The organism is Halomonas sp. BC04 (assembly GCF_000568385.1).
The window spans coordinates 79,294-97,298 of record NZ_AZQX01000177.1; the positions used below are offsets into that span (position 1 = coordinate 79,294).

At 61.9% G+C, this 18,005-nt stretch carries 18 protein-coding genes and 3 pseudogenes; 8 read left to right on the plus strand and 13 right to left on the minus strand.

Translation table 11 applies throughout. The annotated features are described in order from the left end of the window. Positions 1–24: 24 nt before the first annotated feature. Positions 25–1,545, minus strand: a complete 1,521-nt coding sequence (locus Q427_RS12800; protein WP_043514398.1) for a uracil permease — start codon at positions 1,543–1,545, stop codon at positions 25–27. Positions 1,546–1,907: 362 nt separating this feature from the next. On the opposite strand from Q427_RS12800, the gene Q427_RS12805 reads away from it, so the two are divergent. After that, entirely contained in the window at positions 1,908–2,663 is a 756-nt protein-coding gene (locus Q427_RS12805; protein ID WP_043514453.1) for a Crp/Fnr family transcriptional regulator, read from the plus strand. A gap of 98 nt (positions 2,664–2,761) precedes the next feature. Here Q427_RS12805 and Q427_RS12810 read toward each other — a convergent pair. After that, a pseudogene (locus Q427_RS12810) lies at positions 2,762–3,948 on the minus strand (amino acid aminotransferase). Further along, a complete protein-coding gene (locus Q427_RS12815) occupies positions 3,949–4,287 on the minus strand; it encodes a 4a-hydroxytetrahydrobiopterin dehydratase (RefSeq protein ID WP_043514403.1) in 339 nt (112 codons plus the stop codon). Between the two features lie 134 nt (positions 4,288–4,421). Here Q427_RS12815 and Q427_RS12820 point away from each other — a divergent pair, with 134 nt between their 5' ends. After that, on the plus strand, positions 4,422–5,036 hold the full coding sequence (locus Q427_RS12820; protein ID WP_043514405.1) for a hypothetical protein: 615 nt from the start codon (positions 4,422–4,424) through the stop codon (positions 5,034–5,036). A gap of 8 nt (positions 5,037–5,044) precedes the next feature. Here the strand turns inward: Q427_RS12820 and Q427_RS12825 are convergent, their stop codons facing one another. Both Q427_RS12825 and cfa read right to left on the minus strand, forming a co-directional pair. After that, positions 5,045–5,953, minus strand: coding sequence for a GGDEF domain-containing protein (locus Q427_RS12825; RefSeq protein ID WP_043514407.1), 909 nt, complete (start codon positions 5,951–5,953; stop codon positions 5,045–5,047). 219 nt (positions 5,954–6,172) lie between these two features. Next, positions 6,173–7,323 (minus strand): annotated as a pseudogene (gene cfa, locus Q427_RS12830) (cyclopropane fatty acyl phospholipid synthase). A 166-nt stretch (positions 7,324–7,489) separates the two neighbouring features. Here cfa and pyrF point away from each other — a divergent pair. Beyond that, on the plus strand, positions 7,490–8,188 hold the full coding sequence (gene pyrF, locus Q427_RS12835) for an orotidine-5'-phosphate decarboxylase (protein ID WP_043514409.1): 699 nt from the start codon (positions 7,490–7,492) through the stop codon (positions 8,186–8,188). Positions 8,189–8,202: 14 nt separating this feature from the next. Here pyrF and lapB read toward each other — a convergent pair whose 3' ends face one another. Genes lapB through Q427_RS12850 form a run of 3 tightly spaced genes read right to left on the minus strand, consistent with a single transcriptional unit; the run spans position 8,203 to position 10,019 of the window. Continuing rightward, complete coding sequence (lapB, locus tag Q427_RS12840; RefSeq protein WP_043514411.1) at positions 8,203–9,390, minus strand: lipopolysaccharide assembly protein LapB; 1,188 nt, start codon at positions 9,388–9,390, stop codon at positions 8,203–8,205. Beyond that, on the minus strand, positions 9,391–9,696 hold the full coding sequence (locus Q427_RS12845; protein ID WP_043514413.1) for a lipopolysaccharide assembly protein LapA domain-containing protein: 306 nt from the start codon (positions 9,694–9,696) through the stop codon (positions 9,391–9,393). 26 nt (positions 9,697–9,722) lie between these two features. Next, positions 9,723–10,019, minus strand: coding sequence for an integration host factor subunit beta (locus Q427_RS12850; RefSeq protein WP_043514416.1), 297 nt, complete (start codon positions 10,017–10,019; stop codon positions 9,723–9,725). Positions 10,020–10,310: 291 nt separating this feature from the next. Here Q427_RS12850 and Q427_RS34020 point away from each other — a divergent pair, with 291 nt between their 5' ends. From Q427_RS34020 to Q427_RS12865, 3 genes are all read left to right on the plus strand, one after another. Next, positions 10,311–10,538 (plus strand): FAD assembly factor SdhE, encoded by a 228-nt coding sequence (locus Q427_RS34020; RefSeq protein WP_231613675.1) that lies wholly within the window; start codon positions 10,311–10,313, stop codon positions 10,536–10,538. Further along, positions 10,498–10,896: a hypothetical protein gene (locus tag Q427_RS12860; protein ID WP_197030627.1), complete on the plus strand. Its 399-nt coding sequence runs from the start codon at positions 10,498–10,500 to the stop codon at positions 10,894–10,896. The genes Q427_RS34020 and Q427_RS12860 overlap by 41 nt, the downstream gene beginning before the upstream one ends. A 152-nt stretch (positions 10,897–11,048) precedes the next feature. Then, on the plus strand, positions 11,049–12,251 hold the full coding sequence (locus Q427_RS12865; RefSeq protein WP_231613673.1) for an IS110 family transposase: 1,203 nt from the start codon (positions 11,049–11,051) through the stop codon (positions 12,249–12,251). Positions 12,252–12,687: 436 nt separating this feature from the next. On the opposite strand, the gene Q427_RS12870 is transcribed toward Q427_RS12865, so the two are convergent. The 3 genes and pseudogenes from Q427_RS12870 to Q427_RS12880 all read right to left on the minus strand — a co-directional run bounded on the left by Q427_RS12870 (position 12,688) and on the right by Q427_RS12880 (position 14,454). Next, positions 12,688–13,143: an META domain-containing protein gene (locus Q427_RS12870; RefSeq protein WP_043514418.1), complete on the minus strand. Its 456-nt coding sequence runs from the start codon at positions 13,141–13,143 to the stop codon at positions 12,688–12,690. Between the two features lie 180 nt (positions 13,144–13,323). Next, positions 13,324–13,763: pseudogene (locus Q427_RS30115) on the minus strand (VOC family protein). Positions 13,764–13,959: 196 nt separating this feature from the next. Further along, on the minus strand, positions 13,960–14,454 hold the full coding sequence (locus tag Q427_RS12880; protein ID WP_043514421.1) for a DUF411 domain-containing protein: 495 nt from the start codon (positions 14,452–14,454) through the stop codon (positions 13,960–13,962). Positions 14,455–14,545: 91 nt separating this feature from the next. Here Q427_RS12880 and Q427_RS12885 point away from each other — a divergent pair, with 91 nt between their 5' ends. Together Q427_RS12885 and Q427_RS12890 are read left to right on the plus strand one after the other, a co-directional pair. After that, on the plus strand, positions 14,546–15,082 hold the full coding sequence (locus Q427_RS12885; protein ID WP_043514424.1) for a DNA-3-methyladenine glycosylase I: 537 nt from the start codon (positions 14,546–14,548) through the stop codon (positions 15,080–15,082). A gap of 67 nt (positions 15,083–15,149) precedes the next feature. Then, positions 15,150–16,217, plus strand: coding sequence for a metal-dependent hydrolase (locus tag Q427_RS12890; RefSeq protein ID WP_043514425.1), 1,068 nt, complete (start codon positions 15,150–15,152; stop codon positions 16,215–16,217). A 134-nt stretch (positions 16,218–16,351) separates the two neighbouring features. On the opposite strand, the gene Q427_RS12895 is transcribed toward Q427_RS12890, so the two are convergent. Together Q427_RS12895 and Q427_RS12900 are read right to left on the minus strand one after the other, a co-directional pair. Further along, a complete protein-coding gene (locus Q427_RS12895; RefSeq protein ID WP_043514427.1) occupies positions 16,352–16,960 on the minus strand; it encodes an FMN-dependent NADH-azoreductase in 609 nt (202 codons plus the stop codon). A gap of 186 nt (positions 16,961–17,146) precedes the next feature. Continuing rightward, a complete protein-coding gene (locus Q427_RS12900; protein ID WP_043514429.1) occupies positions 17,147–17,725 on the minus strand; it encodes a superoxide dismutase in 579 nt (192 codons plus the stop codon). Positions 17,726–18,005: the final 280 nt, after the last annotated feature.

The window sequence follows — 18,005 nt, forward strand, 5'->3', positions numbered from 1 at the left end:
TCGGTGGTTGAGCGGGCGACAGGCCTAGTCGGCAGCGGGAGGCGTGGTGGGTGCCGGTCGTGGAGCAGCAAGGCGCTCCTGTTGCCAGGCGAAGTAGAGGAAGAGCACCCCCATGCCCAGATAGCCCAGGGTGAAGTCGGAGGCCGCATTGAAGGCCAGTTCGGGTGCATGCATCAAGCCCACGAAGGAGAACCCCGCTGCGATGGCGGCAAACACGGCGGCACGGCGGAAATGATGGTCGATCACCGATACGGTCATCGCACCGATGAAGATGGCCATGAACATGGCGCCCTGGCCCATGGCAACGATACCACCCGAAATATCGGCAACCACCTCGCCGGCACCGCGATTGAATCGCGTCATGACGTAATTGGCGAAGTAGGGCAGCATGGCCAGCGCGACAGCGGGGTAGTAGCGCGTATCGTTGCTCTGGAAGGCGGTGGCGATCATCGACATGCCGACGAATACCAGGATGGGCGCCACCACCGACACCGGAATGATGGCGGCCAAGGCGGCAATCAGGCCGAACATGGTGGCGATGGCGTAGACGGCGCCGTTGAGAATGCTGTAGCCGCGACCGGCCCCCATCCACTTGGCGCCTACCGTGGCGATGTAGACGGTGGTGGGAAAGACACCGCCGAACAGTGCACCGATCATGGTGCCGGCACCGTCCACGGCCTGGCATTCGCGGACGTCGTACTTGTCACCGGCGGCTTCCATGGCCTCGACGTTGTTCATGGTTTCAATCGCATTGTAGAGAGTGATCGGCAAGACCACCGTCAGCACCGCCAACATACCGGTGAACAGCAGGCCCAGGCCCTCGAGCCAGGCCAGGTTGGGCAGCAGCGGATAGAAGCCCAGGTGGGTGAAGGCATCGCTGAAGCGTTCACCACCGGCATCGCCGATCAGGTAGGCCATGGCGGTGCCTAACACGATGGCAAAGAGCGAGGTGGGAATCCGGAATGGCATGGATACCCTGGCGACCAGGCCGATGATGATGATGGCCAGCACCAGCAGGCCGACGATCGGCATCTCCAGGGTCTTGAACAGCATCTCGCCGGCGATGAAGGTGAGTGCGACACCGGCCACGGCCCCGAGCATGGCGGCACGAGGCAGGTGGTACTGCACCCAGCGTCCCACCAGGCTGACCAGCGCTTCGATGGCGCCGCTGATGAAACAGGCGGCTACCGCCACTTTCCAGGCCAGTTCGGCGTCCCCGGTCAACTGCTTGGCGGGCAGCAGTACGCCGAACAGGAAGACGAACATCACCGGCGTCGAAATGCCGTAGGAGAGCGCAGTGACATCGGCGCGGTTCTCCTTGCGTGCCAGGCGGGCCGCCGTCCATGCGTAGTAGAAGTTGCCCACCATCACCGCCACGGCGGCCCCCGGAAGCACCTGGCCGAAGACGATCGATGCGGGAAAGCCCATGCCCAGCATGGTGATGGCGATGATGACGAAGTTGGCAATATTGTTCTGGAACAGGGCGAAGAAGGCGTCGGTGTCCTCCTTCTTGTACCACGGGTAGTGCACAGGGGTTGCCGCCATGGTGAGCCTCTTCTGTTATGGGGTTGTATACAAGGCCGGGTCAGTCTGGCTTTTTTCTGACTGTTTGGTCAAGCCTGCTTTAGGCTTAGCCGTAACGCCGTGCCAACGCTCGTGGAAAGTCAGGCGGCTTGACGTGACGCGGGATAAGATAGCCGTTACAGAAGTTGCGGTTTACTAAAGAAAAAGTGCATTCTTGGTGTACTGAACCATCTGCGCGCCCTGGCTGCCGAATGGTCGAGACGGTTCGGTCACCGCTATCGCAAGCCCAAGCCGATGGTTCGACGTGTTCCGTCACCCTGATTCATGGCTCCTGAGCTTGCTGCCGCAGTTTCCCATTGCGCCGAACGAGGAGGGGAGTGAAGGTGGAGCACTTGGATAGCTGTATCGTTCGTCACTTCAGCTACTACTATGACCTGCCCCGTGAAGACGTAAAGCTGCTGCTCGAGCTCGAAAGAAGCCCGACAGCAGTCAAGGCGGGCACGCAGCTCTGGGAGGAGCGGGATAGCGCCAATGAGTTCTGCACCCTGAGCCGTGGCTGGGCCTACTCCTACCGCATCCTGGAGAATGGCACCCGTCAGATTCTCGAACTGTTCTTGCCGGGCGATATCATCGGCCTGCGGGAGTTCGCCTTCTCCCAGCGCCTGGCGGGGGTGAAGATGGCCGAGGATGGCGTGGTGTGTTATTTCCCGCATCAGCACGTACTGGATCTGTTTCGCCAATCAATGATCCTGACGACCATCATGTTCGCCATTTCCAGCCGCCAACAGGTGCTGCTCACGGAGCGTCTGGTCAACCTGGCCCGACGCAATGCCAAGCAGAAGCTGGCGCATTTCCTGCTGGAAACCTACCAGCGCCTGAAGCAGACGCAAGCCGAGGGTCACGACAGCTTTCGCCTGCCGTTATCCCAGGAGCTACTGGCGGACCTGCTCGGCCTCAGTCCGGTTCATGTCAGCCGTACCCTGACCGCCCTCAGCGATGAAGGGCTGGTCTTCCGGGAGCGCCACACCGTGACGATGCCGGACCTCAAGGCGTTGAAGGCGGTGGCCGACTTCGATGATCGCTATCTCATCGACAATATTCGGCCGCTGTTCCATGCGATTGAGTCTCCACGGAAGTGACGCACAGGAGAGCCAGAAGTTACCGATAGGCCTTCCCTTGGCCTGACACACGACGGCCCCCCGAGCATGGCTCCGGGGGCGTCGTGGATGGCGCTGAATCAATTGACGGCAGCGATCGCCTTGGCCAGGTAGGGAAGGTTCTCGTGAGAGAAGCCTGCCACATTGGCGCGCCCCGAGCGCACCATGTAGATGCCGAATTCGTCCCTCAGCCGGTCGACCTGCTCCGGGGTCAGGCCGGTATAGGAGAACATGCCACGCTGCTCCGCGACACAGGCATACTTCTGGTCGAGGCCATAGGGCTTGAGGGCCTCGACGAAGTCGCGACGCAGGGTATTGATGCGGTCGCGCATTTCAGTCAGCTCCTCGCGCCACAGGGCCGTGAGTTCAGCTGAGTGCAGTATTTCGCTGACGATGGCGCCGCCGTGGGCCGGCGGGTTGGAGTAGTTCTCACGAGCCACGATGGCGACCTGGGAACGCACGTTCTCCATCTGCTCGGTGTCCTTCGCCACCATGATCAGGCAGCCGGTACGCTCGCAGTAGATGCCGAAGTTCTTGGAGCAGGAGCTGGTGATGATCACCTCATCGAGGGTCTCGGCCATCAGGCGAACGCCATAGGCATCCTCGTCGAGCCCCTCACCGAAGCCTGGTAGGCGAAGTCGATCAGCGGCAGCAGTTTGCGCTCGCGGACCACGCCCAGGACCTGTTGCCATTGATCGCGGGAGAGATCGAACCCGGTAGGGTTGTGGCAGCAGGCGTGCAGCAGCACCACATCGCCCTCGGGAATCGACTTCAGGGCCCCGAGCATGCCGTCGAAGTCCAGACGATTATCGGCATCCACATAGGGATACTTGTGCAGTGTCAGACCGGCGGCAGGGAAGATGCCCAGGTGATTCGGCCAGGTCGGGTCGCTGACCCAGATGTCCTTGCCGGGCAACTGGTGGGCAATGAAATCCGCCGCCAGGCGCAAAGCGCCGGTGCCGCCCGGAGACTGGGTGGCGCTGGCACGGCCGGCCTTCAGCACCGGTGACCCCTGGCCCAGCACCATGGGCAGGACCACTGCGCCATAGCTTGGAGCGCCGTGGGAGCCAATGTAGGTCTTGGTGGTCTCGTTCTTGAGCAGCAGGGCTTCGGCTTCCTTCACGGCGCGCATTACCGGCGTGTTGCCGTGAGCGTCCTTGTAGACGCCAACGCCGAGATCGACCTTCTGGGGGTTGGTGTCCTTCTTGAAGGCCTCGATCAAGCCGAGGATGGCATCCCCGGGGACCCGCTCAATATGTTCGAACATTTAATTCGCTACCTCGTCGGTTCTGGCGGCAAGTATGAAGTCGTTGCGGTGCAGGCCTTGAATCTTGTGTGACCACCAGGTCACGGTAACCTTTCCCCATTCGGTCAGCAGGGCCGGGTGGTGACCGGCCGCCTCGGCGATCTCGCCGACACGGTTGGTAAAGGCCAGCGCCTGCTGAAAGTCGGTGAAGGTAAAGACCCGCTCAAGCTGCATGATGCCATTGCGCTCGAGGATCTGCCACTCGGGAACCTCCGGCTTGAACAACAGTATCTCTGCGTCGCTGACGGTTGGTGCATTGCGACGGCAGGCCTCGCAAGGCTGCCGAGAAAGCCGGGGCATGGCATCCTCCTGGGGTAGTGTCGAGAGTGTCGGGAGCGTCATATCACTTTCGGGCCGTACGGATACCCTGTCAATCAATCGGAGGGCTTGGCTTGAAGGTCTATGCTGGGAGTGCATGCTTCAAGGAGTGCGCCATGCCTCGTTTCGCTCACCGACTGCCACTCTGGCTCAAACTCCTCTTTTCGGTCTGGATCCTGTTCTGGGCGCCGGCCTATGCCGTCATGCTGGGTGCCCAGAACTACTTCTGGCTATGCAATCTGGCCAGTTTCCTGATCCTGATTGGACTATGGATGGAGAACCGGCTGCTGCTCTCAATGCAGTGGTTGGCCGTGCTGCTGGTCGGGCTCTTCTGGGGATTTGACGTAGGGGTAGCCTGGCTGACCGGGTTCCACCCGATCGGCGGCACCGAGTACATGTTCGACCCGGAGCACCCCCCGTTGGCGCGCGTGCTGTCGCTCTACCATCTGGTGCTGCCCTTCGTGGCGGGCCTTGCCGTACTACGGCTCGGCTACGCTAGCCGCGCCCTGGTGTGGCAGACGCTGCTCACCTGGCTGGTGATTCCACTGACCTATGTGTTCACCGATGCCGAGCGCAACATCAACTGGGTGCATGGTCCCTTCGGCATGCCGCAGGAGATGCTTGCGCCGTTTGCCTACCTGGCCATATTGATGCTGGGATGGCCGCTGGTGCTTTATCTGCCGGTGCATGGCCTGATGCGTTATCTCCAGCGGCATGGGATTGTACGTTGAGGTCGGCGTCAGCTCACGACCCGGTTGCGGCCCTGGTGCTTCGCCGCATACAGGCAGCGATCGGCACGTTCAATGAGGACGTCCCGAGGCTCGCCTGGCCGGTATTCGGCCAGGCCAATGCTCACGGTGATCTGTCCGGGCTCGATGCCAAAGGCGTGTTCGCCAATGCGCTGTTGGAGCCGCTTGGCAAGGGGACGGCTACGGACGAGTGGAGTGGTCGGCAGGATCACGGCGAACTCCTCGCCACCGAGTCGAGCGATGGTGTCTTCCTCGCGCAATACCGCTCGGCAGAGGCGGGCGAGTTCCACCAGCACCTGATCGCCCTGGAGGTGTCCCCAGGTGTCGTTAACGCGCTTGAAGTGGTCGAGATCGATCAGCATCAGTGACAGGGGTGAGCCATGCCGGTTGCATCTCGATATCTCCTGGTCGAGTTTCGCCATCAACTTGCGGCGGTTGGCCAGCCCGGTGAGGTCATCGGTATCCGACAGGCGACGCAGTCGGGCCTCCTCCGCCATCTGCTCGGTGATATCGATCATCAGGCCATGCCAGAGTATGCCCGTCTGAGCATCCTCTGGCTGTGCGCGCAGCGCCACCCACCGGGAGCGGCCAGGGGCCAGTCGGATACGGAATTTCGTCGCGATTGGCACGTGCCAGCGAGCCGAACGTTCGATGGCGGCCATCAGCTTCGGATAGTCGTCTTCATCGAGCCGGTCGAGCATGTGCCGTGCGTCCTGGCTCATTGCATCACGGTCGATGCCAGGCAGGCCGGTGCCGCTACCGGCCAGGTAGGGGAAGTGCATGTGACCATCCAGGCCACGATGAAACTGGAAGATGATGCCGGGCAGCCGTTCGGTAAACTCACGAACCTTGCCAGGCATCTCCAGCCCCCCACCCGTCATGGCGTTCTCTTCGGTCATGCGGGCGTCCTTTAGTCCCTGCTGCGTGCAGGCCTGTCGCTTTTGTCATGTCTAGAGCGGCTCAATGCGAGACGAGAACCGATGCGTGGGCAGTACCGTCATCACCGGCCGATTCATTGGCGAGTCGCTAATATACGTTGTAACTGAGCGTAAATCATCTGGCTGTTGTTGTAGGAAATTGCCGACAGTGGTTGTAGGTATATTCATTCGCAGCCTGGCTCATCGTGGAGCGTCATAGCGAGAGGCACGGTTGTGGGAGAAGACGACTTGCCATAGCTGGAGATCCCTGGCGCGGAAGGCACCAGCGCAAACAGAAAGATAGTAACGGAACATGCGGTGTGTGCGTTCGCTGTAGCGCTCGGCAAGCTCTGGCCAGTGGTGCTCGAGGTTCTGGAGCCAGGCCATCAGCGTTGTATCGTAGTCGGGCCCGAAATTCTGCCAGTCCTCCATCAGCAGCAGGTCTTCGCTGGCATCTGCCACCTGTCGGGCAGAAGGCAGGACGCCATTGGGAAAGATATAGCGATCGATCCAGGGGTCGACGGTGATATAGGAGCTGTTCGAGCCAATGGTATGGAGCAGGAAGAGTCCACCATCCGCCAGTACCCTCGTGACGGTTTCGAAGTAGGCGCGATAGTTTCTGTGCCCCACGTGCTCGAACATGCCGATGGAAACGATGCGGTCATAGCATCCCTGGATATCGCGGTAATCCGCGAGACGAATCTCGACAGGCAGCCCAGAGCAGCGCTGCTGAGCCAAGTCAGCCTGTTCCCGGGAAATGGTGATCCCGGTGACGGAGACGCCGTAGTGCTTGGCGGCATGCTTGGCAAAGCTTCCCCAGCCACAGCCGATGTCGAGTATCCGCATGCCGGGTTGCAGTTCGAGCTTGCGACAGGCGAGCTCCAGTTTGGCCAGCTGTGCTTCGTGCAGGGTGTCGGCTTCCTTCCAGTAGCCACAGGAGTAGCACATGGTAGGGTCGAGGATGCTTTCGAAGAGGTCGTTACCCAGGTCGTAGTGGGCTTCTCCGACCATGTAGCGCGCGCCTTGCTTTGAAGATTGATCAGCCCGGCCTGGAGGCGATACATCAGTCGGTCGGAGGGTGGGCGGGCACGCTCACCGAGACCGTGCTGTAGCAGGCGCTGGGCCAGTTCGTCGAGGCGTTCGCACTCCCACCAGCCATCCATGTAGGACTCGCCAAGGCCCAGCGAGCCCTGTCGGAGTATTCTGGAGCAGAAGTCGGGATGATAGATCCTCGGGTCCCACGGAGCATCGCCGTTCAAGGTGATGTCGGAGCCTTCCAGCAGCGATTCGAGGACTCGCCGGGCACGGTTATCGGGTAGGTTGATGGGGCCGATTCGAGGGTTGCTGGTCATGGTGTCCTCCCGGTCCAGCAGGCAAGGGCTGGGGTAAGGCCGCCGGCCCTGCTGCTGTGTCTTTTTTCTCCTTGGCCTTGAGCATAGCCCAGGCGATGGGGAACGGTTAGTCGAAGGGCTGATATACTCCCTGCAACCGACCAAGCTGCCGACTGGAGCCCTCATCGTGTCTAGTGATTCGCCGCTGATCATCGCCCTGGATCAACCTTCCCTTGATGCCGCCCTTTGCCTGGCTGACCGGCTCGACCCGACTCGCTGCCGGGTCAAGGTGGGCAAGGAGCTGTTTACCCGTAGTGGCCCGGATGTGGTCGAGGCACTGCATGGGCGAGGCTTCCAGGTCTTTCTGGATCTCAAGTTCCACGATATTCCCAATACCGTGGCAGGTGCCGTTCAGGCGGCCGCCGAGCAGGGGGTCTGGATGGTCAATGTCCATGCCGGGGGTGGGCGGCGAATGATGGAGGCTGCTCGGGAGCGACTCGAGCGCCATGGGCTGGCCACGCATCTGATTGCGGTCACGGTATTGACCAGCATGGAAACGGCGGATCTACAGGAGGTGGGCGTCACGGTGGCGCCTGTCGAACAGGTCGAGCGACTGGCGCGGCTGGCCATGGATAGCGGTATGGACGGTGTGGTCTGCTCGGCTCAGGAGTCGGCTCGGTTGCGCGAGCTCTGTGGCGACAGCTTCCTCAAGGTCACGCCCGGCATTCGGCCGAGCTTCGCCACGGCGGATGATCAACGTCGAATCATGACGCCGCGCGAGGCAATGGCGGCTGGCAGCACTCACTTGGTCATAGGTCGGCCCGTGACCCGGGCCGACGATCCCATGGCGGCCCTGGAAGCCATCGAGCAGGAACTGCTGGCCTGACCCCAGCTGTCGGATCACTCTCCCTCGATGCCTGTAATCGGTCGGGTCGTCCCCCAACTGCGGCAGCGTGGGCACTGCCAATGCAACGGTTCGCCGGCGAAGCCACAGCGACCGCAGCGGTGGCGCGGTCGTGCCAGCAGCAGGGTGTGGGTGTGCTGCTTGAGCAGTTGGATACGGCTATCGGGTGCGCCCCGCTCATGCTGCTGGTGCTGGTAGAGATCGAGCAGATAGTCGAGTCCACCGAGGCTCGGCGACTGGTTGAGCCGTTCGCTGACCAGGTCGATGGCGGCCTGGTTGCCTTGGCGTCTTCTCAGTGTCTCGGCCAGCCTGATGATCAGGCTGGTGAAGTGGGCACGCTCCAGCAGGCCTTCCAGCCGGGCAACCAGCCCTTCTTCGTCACCCAGCATCTGATAGGCGTGGTGCAGGGGTTCCAGTACCGTGGGAATAAAATCCATGTCCTGATCGGGAATGCGCATCAGGAAGCGAATGGCGTCCCGGTACTGGCCGGTATCCTGGGCCATGGCCGCCAGCAGCAGATTGGCACGAACGCATCTTGCGTCGACCGAGAGCGCCTGTCGCAAATGCTTGCGGGCCAGCCCGGGGCTGGCGGAGTGGCGCTCCTGATCGGCCAGTTCGCAGAGCCAGTGGGCGGCGGCGCGGCGGATATCGTCATGCTGGCGGGTCAGGGTGGGGTGCGCCACGTCGAAGGCGGCCTGCCACTCGCCCTCGCGATCGAAGAGGTCGGCCAGCAGGCGCTTGGCAGCATGGCGAACCTCGTCCCGACTGGATTCTCGAATCAACTGCTGCAGCAGGCGTTCGGCCCGGTCGAGCAGGCCCAGGTTGAGAAAGTCGCGGGCCAGCTCGAGCTGGACCTGATCGCTCTGTGCGGCCGTGAGCGTGGGTCTGGCCAGCAGGTTCTGGTGTATCTTGACGGCACGGTCGGCTTCGCCCCGGGTGCGGAACAGGTTGCCCAGGGTGATATGGGTATCGATCGTTTCGCTGTTGACTTCGAGTGCACCGACAAACGTCTCGATGGCGCGATCCGGCTCCTCGTTGAGCAGGTAATTCAGGCCAACGAAGTAATCCCGTGACAGTGACGCCGGCGCTTCGTCATCGCGGGAGCCCCGCCGTTCACGGCGGCCAAGCCACCAGCCGATGGCAACGGCTGCCACCAACAGGGCCAGCAGCAGGACGTCGGGCATCTAGGGCAGTTCCTTGAGCTCCTGCACACGCAGCCGGTCGAGCTCCTTGCGCTGTTGCCGATTCTGGCGTTGGGCTCGGGATAGCGCCGTTCGCAGCCTGAGCCATACCCCGGTCATGGCCAGCATGCCCAGGAGCACGCCACAGACCAGGGCAGCCAGCAGCCAGACCGAGAGCGACACGGCCGGCAGTTCCATCCAGATCAGGTTGAGGGGCACTGTCTGTTGGTTGTTCACGGCAAACAGGATGCCAACCAGCAGCACCGCCAGCAGAATGATGGCCAGGATAAGGCCTTTGAGCCAACGCATGTGGGTATCCCTTGTGATGAATTCGGTTAGTAGCCGAGGGCGCGGCTGGCATTGACCTGCTCGCGAAGCTCCTTGCCCGGCTTGAAGTGTGGCACGAACTTGCCCTCGAGCGCGACCGGCTCGCCGGTCTTGGGATTGCGGCCGACGCGTGGCTCGCGATAGTGCAGCGAAAAGCTGCCGAAACCGCGAATTTCCACTCGTCCGCCCTCTGCCAGGGTGTCGGTGATGTCATCGAGGATCAGGCGAACCGCAGATTCGACTTCCTTGATCGAAAGCTCCGGCTGATGCATCGCAATCTGCTCGATCAATTCGGATTTGGTCATCGGTGATCTCCAAGCAGTCCCCGGATCCGGTTGGACCTGGGCGGCATTATTCTTCTTTCATCAGCATACTGCGCAAACCGAGATAAAACAACGCACTACGACCATGGTCAAGGAATGTGTCGAAACCGGCTCGCTGAGCTGTCCCGTTCAGGTGGCTCCGGTATACTGACGCTTCACTCACCTGCACAGTCGAGGCCGACGTTGAGCGATGTGACGAAATCGGATGACCCAGCGACTAATCCTGAGGCCGCTGCCCTGCGCCGGCAGCTCTACTGGCACTCACGCCGCGGAATGTGGGAGCTGGACCTGCTGCTGATACCCTTTCTCGAGCACTGTTTTGACCATCTGGATTCCGAGGACCAGAAGGCTTATCGCCTGCTGATCGAAGGGGAGGATCAGGATCTTTTTGCCTGGCTGATGCGACGCGAACAGCCGGAAGATCCTGCCTTTCATCGAATCGTGCGGCTGATTCAGGAACATGCCGAGAACGCCGATAACGATCCGCGTCGTCCCGTCTAGGCTGGCACGCTGGGTCCATGCGCTGTTGTCACTGGCGCTGCTGGCTTTGCTGATTGGCCATGGCAGTGCCTGGCTGGCAGGGCTGGGTCTCGCCTGGCTGCTGCTGGTGGCTTGGCGGCTCGAGCAGGGTCATGCCTGCGGAGAACTGAGGATCGTTCCCGAGGGAAAAGTCGGCTGTCGCTGGCACTGGCGGCCCGAGCCAGGCGAAGAGCGACATGATGTCGCACTGCGTTGCCACTATCTGGGCCCCTGGCTGATAGCGCTCGAGATCGATGGGCGCCGCCTGTGGCTATGGCCGGACAGCAGTTCCCGTGAATCGCTTCGTCAGCTGCGCCACTGGCTGGTTCAGTCTGTTTGACTGGCTCCAGCGCAGTTTCCCGCTTCCCTTTTCCTGCCACGGCAGGCAATTACCACCTTGTAGACATGATGGATTGACCTGCCCCTCCTCAACGTCGTGGGTTACGTTGAAGTTGGGCAACAACACAGAGCCACTATTGAGGGAGGCAGGTCATGAAACAGTCTAACGCAACTCAACAGGTCGTTGTGGTACGTACCGCCGCTGAGCGACTCAACGCAGCCAGCTACGTCCATGCCGCTTATATCGGACTGGATGTTCACAAGGCTACCATCGCGGTCTCCATCGCCGAGGCGGGACGGCAGGACCCCGAGTTTCGCGGCGAGATCCCCAACGAACCCAAGGCCGTTGACAAGCTGATTCGTCAGCTGAGCGAGCGTTTTGGCGGCCAACCCCTGTTGTTCAGCTATGAGGCGGGGCCCTGCGGTTATGGGCTCTATCACCAGGTCCAGGCCAGCGGCCAGGATTGTGAGGTCGTTGCCCCGTCATTGATCCCCCGCAAGGCCGGTGATCGCGTCAAGACTGACCGGCGTGATGCCCAGATGCTGGCTCGCCTGTCACGCTCCGGCGAACTCACGCCGGTGTGGGTGCCCACGCCGGAGCAGGAGGCGATCCGTGATCTGACGCGAGCCCGGGAGGACATGAAAGCCATCGAACTCAAGGCCCGGCAACGGCTAAGCGCTTTCCTGCTGCGACATGGCAAGGTCTATGCCGGCAAGAGCAAGTGGACTCAAGCGCACTTCCGCTGGCTGGAGACGGTCCGCTTCGACACCCCGGTTCAGCAGATCGTGCTGGAGGAGTACGTCGATGCCGTGAAGGAGGCCCAGCGCCGAGTGGCCGGCTTGGAAAAGCAGATGGAAGCGGCACTGCCGAGCTGGTCGTTGGCGCCGGTGGTCGAGGCACTGATGGCGATGCGCGGGATCGGCTTGATCACCGCCATGACGGTGCTCGCTGAGCTCGGCGACCTCAGTCGCTTCGACTCGCCACGGCAACTGATGGCCTATCTGGGCCTGGTGCCCAGCGAGCACTCCAGTGGCTGCAGCCGACGCCAGGGCGGCATTACCAACACCGGCAACGGCCATGTGCGCCGCGTGCTGGTAGAGGCCAGCTGGAGCTACCGCTTCCCGGCCCGCAAGACGCGTGTCATTCAGCGGCGTGCCGAGCGGACCTCGTCGACGGTCCAGGCCATGGCCTGGGAGGCACAGAAGCGTCTGTGCGGACGTTACCGCCGACTGGCCGCCACGGGCAAGGCAACGCAGCTGGTCATCACGGCAGTGGCGCGTGAACTGGCGGGTTTCCTGTGGGCCATCGCTTGCGAGGCCATGGGCAAACCGCACGGTAGCCGGGCCACGGCATGACGGCCGCGCCCCAGTGTCTACGTGTCAGGGAGTGTCGGGCCGGTGGGAGAACCCCTGATACTCCTATGAGGCTCCCGCCCTCCGGGGCGGGGTGACCCTCGACTGTAGAGCAGGGTAGCTCCGCGACGAAGTGATGAAAGGTCGGTACCCAACCCACGAATACCAGAGAGATCCACCGTCGCTGATAGCCCTTCGCTCCCTGACCCGTAGGCATTGAGGACAACCGCATGCACCAGTGACAACCGAACCCTTGACGGGTCAATCCATACCAGGAGTAGCTTCAGCTCACGACTGGAGGCCGCAGGACTCCCGGCGGTGTTGCCCGGCATAGGCGATAAGCGGTAACGCCGCGGCCTCCACCAGGCGCCTGCTGAAACTTATGCGTAATCAGGTCGGATGTTGAAAAGCGCGGACTTGGCCGCGCTTTCCAATATCGTCAGTTGGCCTTGCGCCAGCCCCCTAACACCCGCTGATCCGGGCCGAAGAACACCAGTCGGTCGTGATCGATGAGGTAGCGGTAGGCGGTCTCCATCATGGTAGTGACGCGGCGGGCATCGTCGAGCTGTGGGCAACCCATTTTCGTGCTGGCCAGCTCGCGGAACTGAATGCGATTGCTGCCATCCAGTTGCACCTTGCCATTGATCGCGTTACAGCCGTCATGGCCGGTGACGCGGCCGTCGGCCGCAATCACGAAATGGGGCGTGGTGGGCATGGAGAGACGCTCATTGGTGCCGACCAGCAGCAGGTTCCAGCGCTGCCCCACCACCGGGTGGTCGCTGGAGACGCGCACTTCGTCTTGACGAGTCGGCTCGGTGGGCTTGCCGCCACACGCAGCCAGGGTCATGGCGACGAGCGCCAGCAGCAGCGCTCGGCCAGAGAGAGTCTTGTTCATCGAGAGATTCGTTCCTTATTGCTCTATGCCGGTCTTAGGAAGCGCTGAACAAATTGCCGAGCGAGATGAAGCGCAAGGCGCACGGAGCGCAGAGACCGGAGCCTATGGGGTATAGGTGAGGATCTCTAGCACCGCGCAACGCAGCGATTCGCTCGCGCAGGCATTTGTGCAGTGTTTCCTTTACCAGGTGCCGGTGTTTTCCATTGAAACCCAGGGCTCTGCTGGTGGCAGCGCCTCCCCCCTCTGCAGCAACTCGATGGAGATGCCGTCGGGGCTTCGCACGAAGCCATATGGCCGTCGCGGGGTGGCCGATTGATGGTGACTCCACTCTCCTGCAGGCGCTCGCACAGGGCATAGATATCATCGACCCGGTAGGCGAGATGGCCGAAGTTGCGTCCACCGGTGTATGTCTCGGGGTCCCAGTTCCAGGTCAATTCCAGCTCGGGAGCCTTGAGTTCCGCCGAGCGCGCCTCGTCCTCCGGTGCTGCGAGGAATACCAGGGTGAAGCGCCCCTTCTCGTTCTCCTTGCGGCGCACCTCCTTCAGGCCGAGCAGATCGCAGTAGAAGCGCAGCGACTCATCCAGGTCGCTGACGCGCACCATGGTGTGCAGAAATTGCATAAGCCCTCCTTGTCTTTCATCTCTTCAGGCGAACAGCCAGGGAATCGCTGAACAAATCGGCGAGCGAGATGAAGCGCAAGGCGCACGGAGCAGAGGAACCGGAGCATATGGGGTATATGTGAGGATCCGACGGTCCGACGCTTCGGCTCCGCGCAACGCAGCGATTCGCTCGCGCAGACAGTTGTGCAGTGTTTTCCTAATCATGAGTGTACTCGTTGAAGACAGCCGGCGTCCGGTCCTCGTGACGCCAGGTGAGCACCGCATAATCATCAAAGCGGCCGGTTTCCATGCCCGGTGAGCCATGGGGCATGCCAGGCACCGTCAGACCCACCACCTCAGGACGCTCCTCGAGCAATCGCTTGATGTCGGCCGCCGGAACATGGCCCTCGATGACATAACCATCGATCAGCGCCGTATGACAGGAGGAGAGTTCCGGGGTGACACCGTGCTCCACTTTTACCGAGCGCATGTCGCGGGTCTTGTGCTGGCGAACCTCGAAGCCTTCCTCCCTGAGATGATCGGCCCAGTCGGTGCAACAGCCACAGTTGGGGTCCTGATACATCTCGACCACCGATCCGGCTTGAGTGCTGGCGCCGGGCGTCAGGACAAGATACAGGGCCAAGGCACCGCCGGTCAGCAGGGATAGCGCCGCTGCCTTTCTCGTCTTGCGGTTTACCGTTAGGTTTTTCATGCTAGTGACTCCTGAAGCGTGACGCCAGATAGTGGAATCGTGACAAGCCGATGCGAGCTTGCCAATAGCAAAAGACAGCGGAGAAGGCAAAATGTCACATTATTGTGACCTGGCACCGGGTCACCCGTTTCACGGCCCCTACCATGACACAGAATATGGTTTCCCCGTCGGTGACGACCGAGCGCTTTTCGAACGACTGGTGCTGGAAATCAACCAGGCCGGGCTCTCCTGGCTGACCGTTTTGAAGAAGCGCGATGCCTTTCGCCTCGCCTTCGAGGACTTCCACATCGACCGGATCGCCGACTATGGGGAGGATGACAGACAGAGGCTGCTGAGTGACGCTGCCATCATCCGCAACCGGCTCAAGGTGGATGCGGTCATACACAATGCCGGGGTCGTGCAGTCCCTTCACCGGGAGCATGGCAGTTTCAAGGCGTGGCTGGAACACCACCATCCCCTGCCCCATGCCGACTGGGTCAAGCTGTTTCGCAAGACCTTCCGCTTCACCGGGCCCGAGATAGTGGGTGAATTCCTGATGAGCACCGGCTACCTGCCCGGTGCCCATCGCGACGACTGCCCGGTCCAAGCCCGCATACTCTCCGCCGGCCCCGCCTGGCAGTCAGACTGACCGCTTTTCGAAAAGTCCGATTTTCGAACAGACCCGGACTTGCGACCGGTAAAAGGAGGCGAGACATATGGATACCCTGACTCAGGCGGCACTGGGTGCAGCGGTGGGGGGCGCCGTGCTCGGCCATCGGCTGGGCCGCAAGGCGGTGGTGATCGGTGCCGTCCTGGGCACCCTCCCGGATCTTGACGTCTTCTTCGACTATGGCGATGCGGTGGCAAACTATACCCAGCACCGCGGTTTCACCCACTCGCTGTTCGTACTGACCGGGCTGGGCACCCTGCTCGCACTACTCGCCCAACGTTTCGCTCCGGCCGGTGACATCGCCTTGCGCCACTGGTGGGCCTTCTTCGTCCTCTGCCTGGTCACGCACCCGCTACTCGATGCCCTGACCACCTACGGCACTCAGCTATGGTGGCCCATGGATGTACGGCCCAGCGCCTGGCCGATCATCTTCATCATCGATCCACTCTATACCCTGCCACTGCTGGTGGGCATCGGGGTGGCACTCGTCACCGGTAACGGCCGGCGCGGCCCCGCCTGGGGGCTGGCGCTCTCCAGTGCCTACCTGCTGTTCGCCATGGGTGCCAAGACGCTGGTGGAGTACCGCCTCGAACCGGTGCTGGCCGAGCAGGGGCTGCAGGACGCGCCGCGCCTGGTGCAGCCCACCCCCTTCAACACCCTGCTCTGGCGGGTCACCATCATCGACGAGGCGCTGCAACACGAAGCCCTGATGAGTATCTTCGATGGCAACAGACGGCCCGTCTTCGAAACCTTCGAGCGAGGCGCCGAACTGGAGCCTACCGCGATGTCGTTAGAGCAGGGAGAGCAACTCGATTGGTTCGCCGGCCCTTTTTTGCGCTACGAGATCCGCGACCATGAGGGTGAAGAGACCCTGGTGGCCACCGATCTGCGACTCGGCATTCCCGGTTTCCATGCCTTCAGCTTCAGCCTGGCGGTCCGAGAGGATGACGCCTGGCTACCGGCGGTCCCGACGGAGCAGCTACCGTACGATGTGCGCGTTGATCGCGATGCCCTCGGGCAGCTGGCCTCACGCATCTTCAGCCCCGAACCCCCGCTCTGCACCAGCGACTTCGTTGCCGACCGCTGGGTGGTGGACACACCGGGGGCATGCTGAGCGATCTTGCCGAATCGCAGACAAGACGCAGCGGGGGCGGCCCAATGGCCGCCCCCGCTGTACTATTTTTCCGGACTGTTTCAACGGACTATCTCTCCGGGCTATTTCGGCGTCAGCCGATAGCGATACCGCCCTCAGAGAGCAGCCACCAGCCCATCGATGGCCTGCCTGGCCTCCTTGAGGGAGGCATCGCGATGACCCTCACCCATGGCCAGCCCCTCGGCAAATACCACCGTCACATCGGTGATGCCGATGAGGCCCAGCATGCCCTTGAGATGCGGTGTCTGGCTGTCCATCTCGGTGCCGGCGTATTGCCCGCCGCGGGCTGCCAAGATGACGGCACGCTTGCCTTCCACCAGGCCCTGGGGCCCCTTGTCGGTGTAGCGGAAGGTCTCGCCGGCACGCAACACCCGGTCGAACCAGGCCTTGAGCTGGGAGGGAATGCCCATGTTGTACAGGGGCACTGCCAGCACCAGGAAATCGTGCGCTTTCAGCTCGTCGATCAGCCCGTCGGAAAGCTCGGCCAAGGCCCGCTGCTCCGGCGTGCGCTCCGCCGCTGGCACCTGCCAGCTGGAAAGCTCGGCAACCCCCAAGTGCGGCAGCTCGTCGGCCACCAGGTCGCGGCGGGTCACCTCGAGGGTCTCCCGCTCATTGCTGCGTGTGGTGAAGTGCTCTGCCAAGGCCATGGACTGGCCCTGGGTACCGAGAATGGATGAGGTGACGACGAGTGCGCGGGTGGTCATGGCAGTTCTCCTGGAAAGCGGGGGAAGATGGCTGCCATTCTATTGGCCAATATAATTGTACAAAAGCGCAATATTTCGCCTGAAAAGAACAATTAAATCGAAAGAAATAGACCAGAGACACAAAGGCCCTGCCGCGTGCGGCAGGACCTTTGTCAGCGTCTCAAAGCGCCATGACGGCGCTGGGGATCAGCTGAAGTTCTGGGCGACGAAATCCCAGTTGATCAGGTTCCACACGCTGTCCAGGTACTTGGGACGGGCGTTGCGGTAGTCGATGTAGTAGGCGTGCTCCCACACGTCGATGGTCAGTACCGGCGTCTGGCCATGGGCGATCGGAGTGTCGGCGTTGCTGGTGTTGACGATATCCACACCGCCGTCGGCTGTCTTGATCAGCCAGGTCCAGCCGGAACCGAAGTTGGCCACGGCGTTGGCATTGAAGGTCTCCTTGAACTTGTCAAAGGAGCCGAACTTGGCATTGATCGCCTCGGCCAGTGCACCGCTCGGCTCGCCGCCACCGTTGGGAGACAGGCAGTGCCAGTAGAAGGTGTGGTTCCACACCTGGGCCGCCTGGTTGAAGAGGCCGCCTGACGCGCTCTTGATGATCTCTTCCAGCGACTTGTTGGCGTTGTCGGTGCCTTCGACCAGCTCGTTGAGCTTGGTGACATAGGCCTGGTGATGCTTGCCGTAGTGGTATTCGAGCGTCTCGGCGGAGATGTGCGGCTCGAGCGCGTTCTTTTCATAGGGCAGTGCGGGCAATTCAAATGCCATCGGGTCTTGCTCCTTGCTTTCACGGTGGGAATCGAAGCGATCCGGACTTGCCTCCTGGCCGCCTCGTCGGTATTTTCCAAGCATACACTAGATTAATTCCAACGGGCACCATGTCAAGCGACCCCAATGAAAAACCGGCGGATACCGCCGCGGAGCGATTGCTGAACCTGCTGAAGTCCCGCGGGCCGCACTCCGCTGCCGAACTGGGCGAGATGCTCGGCTCCACCGGCGAGAATGCCCGCCAGCAGTTGAGCAAGCTCGCGCGCCGGGGGCTGGTGGC